This is a genomic window from Oerskovia sp. NPDC060338, from assembly GCF_042726295.1.
Classification (GTDB): Bacteria; Actinomycetota; Actinomycetes; order Actinomycetales; family Cellulomonadaceae; genus Oerskovia; species Oerskovia merdavium.
In genome coordinates this window covers 1-7,198 of the sequence record NZ_JBHXCQ010000025.1, presented here as the reverse complement: position 1 = coordinate 7,198, position 7,198 = coordinate 1, and the positions used below count along the sequence as shown (strand labels likewise).

Sequence of the window (7,198 nt, the reverse complement as noted above, 5' to 3'; positions counted from 1 at the left end):
CTTCCGCCTGCCCTGCGGTGCTCGCAGGGGTCTGATCTCAAAGTCCATCGCATCCCCGAAGGTCGGGCGTTGCGACGACTGCTAGAACTCAAGCCGCTGAGTGGGGCCCTTGTGCGACACGCCGGGCGTGTCCCACCAGAGCTCCGCACTCAGCGGTGCATGAGGGTCAAGCGAGCAGCCCCGCGACGGTACGCACCGCCGTCGGGTCCCCCTGGACCAGGAGGGTCGTGACCGCGGTACGGCGCCACGCCTCGAGGTCGTGGGCGATCTTGGCCTCGGGTCCCACGAGCGCGACGTCCTCGACGAGGGCCGTCGGTACGGCCGCGACGGCCTCGGCCTTGCGGCCCGCGAGGTAGTGCGCCTGGATCTCGTCGCACGCGTCCGAGTAGCCGAGCCGGTCGAGCGCGTCCCGGTGGAAGTTCGCGCCCTTGGCGCCCATGCCGCCCACGTAGAGCGCGATGAAGGGGCGTACCTTGTCGGCGGCCTCCTCGACGTCGTCGGCCACCACGACCGGGACGGTCGCCGAGACCTCGAAACCGGCGGCGGGGGAGCGCCCGTCCGAGCGCTTGGCGAAGCCCTCGTCGAGCAGCCCGCGGAACAGGGGGTCCATGCGCGGGCTGTAGAACAGGGGCAGCCAGCCGTCCGCGACCTCGGCTGCGAGCGAGATGTTCTTGGGGCCCTCGGCCGCGAGGTGGATCGGGATCTCGGGGCGCAGCGGGTGCACGGTCGAGCGCAGCGCCTTGCCGAGCCCCGTGGTGCCCTCGCCCGTGAGGGGGAGCTGGTAGAACTGGCCGTCGTACGTGACGGGGCCCTGGCGTGCGATCACCTCGCGCACGATCTCGACGTACTCGCGCGTACGCGCCAGCGGGCGGGGATAGGGCTGGCCGTACCAGCCCTCGACGACCTGTGGGCCGGAGACTCCCAGCCCGAGGATCGCGCGCCCGCCCGAGAGGTGGTCGAGCGTCAGGGCGGCCATGGCGGTCGCGGTGGGGGTGCGTGCGGACATCTGCGCGACCGCGGTCCCGAGCCGGATGCGTGAGGTGTGCGAGCCCCACCAGGCGAGCGGGGTGAAGGCGTCCGAGCCGTAGGCCTCGGCCGTCCAGACCGAGTCGACGCCGAGGCGGTCCGCGGCGACGATCGCCTCCTGGATGCCGGGCGGGGGTCCGGCGGACCAGTAGCCGGTGTGGATGCCGATGCGCATGGCGTTCTCCTCGTGTGTTCCTCGGCGCTGAGGTGCGGACGGGTCCGCGGGGCTCGACGTGCGTCGAGCGAGGTTCCTAGGACCGGGAGTCCTGGGAACCGCGGCTCAATCTACCGTGCCCGACGGCGAGCACCCGCACGGGAGCCCGGCCCGCCGCGCGTCGTGGCCGGGCGGCGGCGCGACCCGTTCCCGAGCAGCACACGAGGGGCGGCGCACGTGGCACCGCCCCTCCTGTGGTCGGCCGGGTGGCCGCCTTCCGTCAGATCACGTACTCGATGAGCAGCGACGGGTCCTCGGCGGGCTCGGCAGGTGCTGCGACGGGCTGCGGGACGCGGTTGCGGGCCGGGACCCCCACGGCCACCGACCCTGCGGGCACGTCCTTGACCACCACGGCGTTGGCGCCGACCTGGACGTCGTCACCGACCCAGACCGGACCGAGGATCTTGGCCCCGGCTCCCACGACCACCCGGTCGCCCAGGGTCGGGTGCCGCTTGCCGCGCTTCATCGAGCGACCGCCCAGGGTCGACCCGTGGAAGAGCAGCACGTCGTCCCCCACGACCGCCGTCTCCCCGATGACCACACCCATGCCGTGGTCGATGAACAGGCGACGCCCGATCTTGGCTCCCGGATGGATCTCCACGCCGGTCGCCGCGCGCGCGACCTGGGCGATGATCCGAGCGGGCAGACGAAGCGCCGGCTCGCGCCACATGCGGTGCGTGAGCCGGTACGCCCACACGGCGTGCAGGCCCGGGTAGATGAGCGCGACCTCGAAGCCGTTCCGCGCCGCGGGATCGCGGTGCCGAGCGGCCTCGAGGTCCTCCCTGAGGACTCTCAGGAAGCGTCGCAGGGGACTGGGAGGTCTCATCAGTCCAGCAGGTCGGCGTACAGCACGGAGGTCAGGTAGCGCTCACCGAACGACGGGATGATCACGACGATCAGCTTGCCGGCGTTCTCCGGACGCTCGGCGAGACGCAGGGCGGCGGCGATCGCGGCACCGGACGAGATGCCCACGAGCAGGCCCTCCTCCTTGGCGGCACGACGCGCGTACTCGACCGCGGTCTCGGCGTTGATGTCGATGACCTCGTCGTAGACGCTGGTGTCGAGGATCTCGGGCACGAAGTTCGCGCCGATGCCCTGGATCTTGTGCGGGCCGGGGGCGCCGCCGTTGAGGATCGCTGACTCCTCGGGCTCGACCGCGACGATCTGGACGCTCGGCTTGCGCTCCTTGAGGACCTGACCGACCCCGGTGATGGTGCCGCCGGTGCCGATGCCGGCCACCACGATGTCGACCTCGCCGTCGGTGTCGGCCCAGATCTCCTCGGCCGTGGTGGCGCGGTGGATCGCCGGGTTGGCCTCGTTGGCGAACTGGCGCGCCAGGATGGCGCCCTCGCGCTCGGCCACGATCTCGTCGGCCTTGTTGACCGCACCCTTCATGCCCTCGGAGCCCGGCGTGAGGATGAGCTCGGCGCCGAACGCGCGCAGCAGCGCGCGGCGCTCCTTCGACATGGTCTCGGGCATCGTCAGGACGATGTCGTAGCCGCGGGCCGCGCCGACCATGGCCAGGGCGATGCCCGTGTTGCCCGAGGTCGCCTCGACGACGGTGCCGCCCGGCTTGAGCTCACCGGAGGCCTCGGCCGCGTCGATGATCGCGACGCCGATGCGGTCCTTGACCGAGTTCGCGGGGTTGTAGAACTCGAGCTTGCCCACGACCGTGGCGCCGACGCCCTCGGTGAGCTTGTTCAGGCGGACGAGGGGCGTGTTGCCGACGAGCTTCGTGACGTCGTCGTAGATGCGTGCCATGACTTCCTCTTCATCGTTGGTGGCCTGCGGCGAGAGCCGGGGCCGAGGGGGGATCAGCGGGAGCTGCCTGGGGTGGCACGGGGCTGCGACGGGGCAGGGGACGCGCCACTGGGCCTGTCGTCGGGTGGAGCGTCTCCGGGGAGGGGACGCTCTAGCGACAGGTGGGGCCCGGACAACAGGACAGGGCGCGCGCGGGGGTGCTCACCGCGGGGGAGGAGCCGGCGTGACGCGTGGTCATGGTCGCTCTCCTCGTCCTGTGTCGTCCTTGCCCGCAGTCGCGGCCCGCGCCGTGGTTCGGCGTGGTGCCCTGCGGAGTCATGGTGCCTGGCCCGAGGCTATCGGCCCGTGCACCGCGCTGCAACGGTGTCTCATCCCCGACCCGACCTGCCGGGGGTGAAGTCGGGGAGTCCCGCCGGTCGTGCCGGTGGCACCTGTGCGTGACGGCGGGTGGCGACCGGCCGCAGCCGCGCGTCGCAGGCGGCTCCGCCGGGAGACGACGACGGCGGCCCTGGAGATCCAGGGCCGCCGTCGTGGTGCGGAGCGGATGACGGGAATCGAACCCGCGTGATCAGTTTGGAAGACTGAGGCTCTACCATTGAGCTACATCCGCGCAGAAGAGCCCGCCATAGTGGCGAGGTCTGCGGCGCTACCTTAGCAAATGTCCGGCAGTCCTCGGGTCACCGATCCGTCCGTGGGCACGGACAGGTCGCGGCGTCCGGTATGCGCAGCGCGTGGGGCGACCGTTCGAGATAGCTCGCGAGCGCGCTGCCCGTACCCCACCAGTCGCCGGTGATCACAGGGATCGTCGTGCCGTCCACACCGACGACCACGAACCCGTCGCTGGTGTCCTCGAGCCCCACGAGGTCCTCGTCCCGGACGTTGACGCTCAGGTCCGGACCCACGACCCCGATCGCGTCCTGCGAGAGCACGAGCCTCGCTCCGCGCGGTATGCCCCGGAAGGGCTTCGGTCGAAAGGTCCGGCCGTGCAGCGGCGGGGGCGGTGGGTCCGCGAGAACCAGGCCCAACGAGGCGAGCTGGGGCTCGAACCGCTGGTCGGTCTCGTCCGCGAGCACGACCAGCAGGGTGGGAAGAGCGTCCGCGAGCCATCCCCTCACGTCGGCCGCAGAGGTCGCGGCGACGTGCGCTCGTTCCTCGGCGACCGGGACGACGGTGCGTCCGAGCAGCGCTCGTGCGGCATCCTCGTGGGCGCGGGCGACCACCCAGCCCGGGTGGTCGAGGAGGGCGAGCGCCCGACGGCGTCCCCGCTCGAGGACGTCCTCGGGAACGCCCTCGGCGGCCACCTGCCGCAGCACGCGGACCACGAGGAGCGCGGCGTGCGCTGCGTCGTCGTCGATCGCGTCGCAGGTGAACGAGACCTGTGTGCTGTCCGTGTCGATGTCCTGGGTGTCGACCTCCGCCGTGTAGGCGAGCTGGTCCCGGGTGCGGACCTGCTCGTGCAGCAGGACGTCGAGGACGTTGACGCCGACCGCGTGGCGCGGGTCCGACCGCGAGGTGAGGAACGACACGCTGAGCGGGGCGCCCTGACGCCGCACGAACCCGGGAGTGACGAGGGGCAGCAGCGTGGCGGGACCGCGCGGCGCCGCAGGGCGCTCCGCCGACGGGAGCTGCGTGAGGTCGATGTCGTCGGGGGCCGGGCCGGTGAGGACGAGCACGGCGTTCTCCCGCACCAGGTGCTGCCGCGCGAACCGCAGGACCTCGCTCACGGTCAGGAAGCAGCGGCTCGGCGGGTCGATCGCACCCAGCCCCTCGCTCCGGACGCCGAGGCGCTCGCGGACCGCGAGCAGCGACGGGTGCGGGCTCCAGGAGCGCAGCTCGTGGTCGATGATCCGCTTCTCGGCCAGGACCTCCTCGTCCGTGAGCGACTCGAGCGAGCCGATCGCGACGGCTATCCGCTCCAGGACGTCCTTCACGACGTCGGGTCCACCGTGCACCTCGAACGACAGGTGGTGCGGAGCGGTCGTCGCGTTGGTCTCCACGTCCGTGGGACCGAGCCTGCGCATCACGAGGTGCTCGACGAGATGGGCTGCGCCGCCCCGGGCGAACGACTCGTCGAGCCGTCCCGTGCCGAAGACGAGGAACCCGGACGTCAGGTCCTGGCCGGGCAGCCGGACCTCGGGCACCCTGCGGTGCACGGTGGACCGTGGGGTGTCGGGATGCGTCACGGAAGTGCCTCTCGGGTCGTCTCGGTGGCGCATTTCTACCACGGCGACCCCGTACACTTGCCGAGAGCTCGTCGCCCTCGACGGCCCGTGAGGGGTCGTCGGGCTCTTGGTGACGTCGACGGGGTGTGGCGCAGGTTGGTAGCGCGTCCGCTTTGGGAGCGGAAGGTCGCAGGTTCAAATCCTGTCACCCCGACGAGCGTGAGGGCCCCCGTCCGTTCGATGGACGGGGGCCCTCGCTGTCGTTCCCGGCGAACCGATGCCCACGAGGTGTGGCGTACCATGGACGGGTTGTCCGTGCGCCCTTCCGGTCGGAGCCCTTCGAGGCCCCTGGCCGCACCGCTCGAGGCGACGCGATCGACCAGGCGCCCAGCGCCTGCCCGATCGATGAACGTTCGAACAGGTCCCGCTGCAACCGGCGGGACATGCACGCACCCCGTTGCCGCACGTCGGCTCCCCGATCAGTTGGAGATCATCGAAGTGAAGAGCGCCGTCGAGACCCTGGACCCCACCAAGGTCAAGTTGACCGTCGAGGTGGAGTACGACGAGCTCAAGCCGAGCATCGACCACGCCTACAAGCACATCGCGGAGCAGGTGAACGTCCCCGGTTTCCGCAAGGGCAAGATCCCCGCGCGCATCATCGACCAGCGCGTCGGTCGTGCTGCCGTGCTCGAGCACGCCATCAACGACGGTCTGTCCGGCTTCTACCGCCAGGCCGTCAACGAGACGGGCATCCGCCCGCTCGGCCAGCCCGACGTCGAGGTCACCGAGGTGCCGCTCGACGCCGAGGGCTCGCTGCACTTCACGGCCACGGTCGAGGTCCGCCCGGAGATCGAGATCCCCGCGCTCGACTCCGTGCAGCTCACGGTCGAGGCCGCCGAGGTCTCGGACGAGGACGTCGCTGAGCGCCTCGACGCGCTGCGCGAGCGTTTCGGCACGCTGGTCGGCGTCGACCGCCCCGCGGCCGAGGGCGACTTCGTCGTCATCGACCTCAAGGCCGTCATCGGCGACGAGGAGATCGACTCGGTCTCCGGCATCAGCTACCAGATCGGCTCGGGCAACATGCTCGAGGGCCTCGACGAGGCGCTCACGGGCCTCTCGGCCGGCGAGACCACGACCTTCAAGGCGCCGCTCGCGGGCGGCGACCACGAGGGCAAGGAGTCCGAGGTCACCGTCACGGCCACCTCGGTCAAGCAGCGCGACCTCCCCGAGGCCGACGACGAGTTCGCCGAGCTCGCGTCCGAGTTCGACACGATCGAGGAGCTCAAGGCGGACCTGCGCGAGCAGGTCGCGAGCATCAAGACCTCGAACCAGGCCGTCGAGGCGCGCGACGCCCTCGTCAAGCACCTCGTCGAGAACACCGAGATCCCCGTGCCCCAGGGCGCCGTCGAGGCAGAGGTGCACCGTCACCTCGAGTCCGAGGGTCGTCTCGAGGACGACGCGCACCGTGCCGAGGTCGTCGTCGACGCGACCAACGCGCTCAAGAACCAGATCCTCCTCGACACGCTCGCCGAGCAGCTGAAGATCAAGGTCGCCCAGAACGAGCTCCTGGACTACCTCGTCAACGCCTCGCGCCAGTACGGCATGGACCCGAACGAGTTCATCCAGTCGCTCGACCAGGGCGGCCAGATCCCCGCCATGGTCGGCGAGGTCGCACGCTCCAAGTCGCTCGCCGTGGCCCTGCGCCAGGTCGAGGTCAAGGACTCCGAGGGCAACGTCGTGGACCTGAGCGAGTTCATCGGCTCGGACGAAGAGGACGCTGCTGCTGACGCCGCGGCCGCCGCTGCGGGCGAGGACGTCACCGGCATCACCGACGAAGAGGGCATCGAGGTCGTCTCCGAGGACGAGGCAGCAGCCGACAAGGCCTGATCTCCCCGCGGAGCGGCTCACCGAGCTGCCCGAGAAGGCCCCCACCTCCTGACCTTGAGTTCTAGCAGTCGTCGCAACGCCCGACCTTCGGGGATGCGATGGACTTTGAGATCAGACCCCTGCGAGCACCGCAGGGCAGGCGGAAGCT

Annotated in this window: 5 protein-coding genes and 2 tRNA genes; 2 read left to right on the top strand and 5 right to left on the bottom strand. The window is 71.0% G+C overall.

Features of this window, described 5'->3' with window-relative positions; genetic code table 11:
* Nucleotides 1-166: 166 nt before the first annotated feature.
* The 5 genes from ACFWGN_RS21300 to ACFWGN_RS21280 all read right to left on the bottom strand — a co-directional run bounded on the left by ACFWGN_RS21300 (nucleotide 167) and on the right by ACFWGN_RS21280 (nucleotide 5,184).
* Nucleotides 167-1,201 carry an LLM class F420-dependent oxidoreductase gene (locus ACFWGN_RS21300; RefSeq protein ID WP_377619745.1) on the bottom strand — a complete coding sequence of 345 codons (1,035 nt, stop codon included), beginning with the start codon at nucleotides 1,199-1,201 and terminating at the stop codon, nucleotides 167-169.
* 259 nt (nucleotides 1,202-1,460) lie between these two features.
* Nucleotides 1,461-2,066: a serine O-acetyltransferase EpsC gene (epsC, locus tag ACFWGN_RS21295; protein ID WP_191805265.1), complete on the bottom strand. Its 606-nt coding sequence runs from the start codon at nucleotides 2,064-2,066 to the stop codon at nucleotides 1,461-1,463.
* Nucleotides 2,066-3,001, bottom strand: coding sequence for a cysteine synthase A (gene cysK, locus ACFWGN_RS21290; protein WP_191805263.1), 936 nt, complete (start codon nucleotides 2,999-3,001; stop codon nucleotides 2,066-2,068). Before cysK ends, epsC begins: the two co-directional genes overlap by 1 nt.
* Before the next feature lie 539 nt (nucleotides 3,002-3,540).
* Nucleotides 3,541-3,611, bottom strand: a tRNA-Gly gene (locus ACFWGN_RS21285).
* Nucleotides 3,612-3,678: 67 nt separating this feature from the next.
* Nucleotides 3,679-5,184: an insulinase family protein gene (locus ACFWGN_RS21280; RefSeq protein WP_377619743.1), complete on the bottom strand. Its 1,506-nt coding sequence runs from the start codon at nucleotides 5,182-5,184 to the stop codon at nucleotides 3,679-3,681.
* A gap of 119 nt (nucleotides 5,185-5,303) precedes the next feature.
* Between ACFWGN_RS21280 and ACFWGN_RS21275 the strand changes: the two genes are divergently transcribed.
* A tRNA-Pro gene (locus tag ACFWGN_RS21275) sits at nucleotides 5,304-5,377 on the top strand.
* Between the two features lie 284 nt (nucleotides 5,378-5,661).
* Nucleotides 5,662-7,050 (top strand): trigger factor, encoded by a 1,389-nt coding sequence (gene tig, locus ACFWGN_RS21270; protein WP_377619742.1) that lies wholly within the window; start codon nucleotides 5,662-5,664, stop codon nucleotides 7,048-7,050.
* The last annotated feature ends 148 nt before the right edge of the window (nucleotides 7,051-7,198 follow it).

Coding starts and splice junctions, on each gene's coding strand:
- cysK (WP_191805263.1), bottom strand. CDS start 3,001: ATGGCACGCATCTACGACGACGTCACGAAGCTCGTCGGCAACACGCCC.
- ACFWGN_RS21300 (WP_377619745.1), bottom strand. CDS start 1,201: ATGCGCATCGGCATCCACACCGGCTACTGGTCCGCCGGACCCCCGCCC.
- epsC (WP_191805265.1), bottom strand. CDS start 2,066: ATGAGACCTCCCAGTCCCCTGCGACGCTTCCTGAGAGTCCTCAGGGAG.